This is a genomic window from Dickeya dadantii NCPPB 898 (assembly GCF_000406145.1).
Classification (GTDB): domain Bacteria; phylum Pseudomonadota; class Gammaproteobacteria; order Enterobacterales; family Enterobacteriaceae; genus Dickeya; species Dickeya dadantii.
Genome location: NZ_AOOE01000051.1, coordinates 1 through 1343, shown reverse-complemented (window position 1 = coordinate 1343; position 1343 = coordinate 1). Strand labels below are relative to the sequence as shown.

The 1343-nt window shown below is 63.6% G+C and carries 1 protein-coding gene; it reads right to left on the bottom strand.

What is annotated here, in order from left to right:
- The coding region (locus DDA898_RS00425) for an amino acid adenylation domain-containing protein (protein ID WP_038909841.1) at positions 1-1343 on the bottom strand (1343 nt) is incomplete at both ends.

Here is a 1343-nt window from a genome sequence, read left to right as displayed (position 1 = left end):
TGGCCAGCGCCTGACGCACGCGTGCCGCCAGCTGTACAGCCAGCAGCGAATGCCCGCCGAGCTCGAAGAAGTGATCGTGCCGTCCAACACGCGCCACACCCAGCACATCCTGCCAGATTTGCGCCAGCGCCGTTTCAATCTCGCCTGCCGGTGCCTCATAGCCCCGGCTGACCACCGCGCCCTGATCCGGCGCGGGCAAGGCGTGGCGATCGAGCTTGCCGTTGGGCGTCAGCGGCAGCGCATCCAGCCGCACAAAGGCCGACGGCAGCATATAGTCCGCCAGTTGCTGCGCCAGCGCCTGACGCAGCCCGGCGGGTTCGGGAAGGATGCCGGCTTCCGCGACCAGGTAGGCCACCAGACGCCTGTCACCCGGGCTGTCTTCGCGTGCAATCACCACCGCTTCGCGCACGCCGGCGCACTGCACCAGACACGCTTCGATCTCTCCGGGTTCGATACGGAAGCCCCGGATTTTGACCTGGCAGTCATTACGACCCAGGTATTCGATCGTGCCATCCGGCAGCCAGCGTCCCAGGTCCCCGGTCCGGTACATCCGCGCACCGGGCTGGCCTGCGAACGGATCCGCCAGGAAACGCGCAGCGGTGAGTTCCGGGCGGTTCAGATAGCCCCGGGCAACGCCGGTGCCGGCGATGTGGATTTCCCCCCTGACACCCACCGGAACCGGCTGGCCGTGAGGATCGAGGATGTAGGCACGCAAATCCGCCAGTGGATGGCCGATCAGGCTACCGCGTCCAGCGTATATCTCTTCCTCAGTCAGCTCACAATACGTCGCGTGAACGGTAACTTCTGTAATGCCATACATATTGACCAAACGGGTACGTTGGGTCGGATTACGCCGCACCCAGGGTGCCAGCATAGGTAACTCCAGCGCTTCCCCCCCGAAGATAACGCAGCGCAGCGCATGTTCGGTATTATCCTGAGCCTGGCTCAGTTGCCGGAAGGCACTGGGCGTTTGATTGAGGACAGTCACGCCCTCACGGCATAGCAGCGCATAAAATGCCTGCGGTGAACGGCTGATCGCGGCGGGAACAATCAGCAGGCGTCCCCCACAGGACCAGGCCCCCCACAGCTCCCATACCGAGAAGTCAAAGGCAAAGGAGTGGAACAGCGTCCAGACATCGTTATGATCAAACTGGAAGCGCTCCTGTGTCGCAGCCAGGAGACGGGTGACCTGCGCGTGCTCAACCATCACCCCCTTCGGCTGTCCGGTCGATCCGGAAGTGTAGATCACATAGGCAAGGTGCCTGGCACTCAGGCCCGGAACAACCGGGTTGTCGCTGTCTGTGCTGCCCATGTCGGCATCGAGCAGCAGTGTCGGCAGGCCC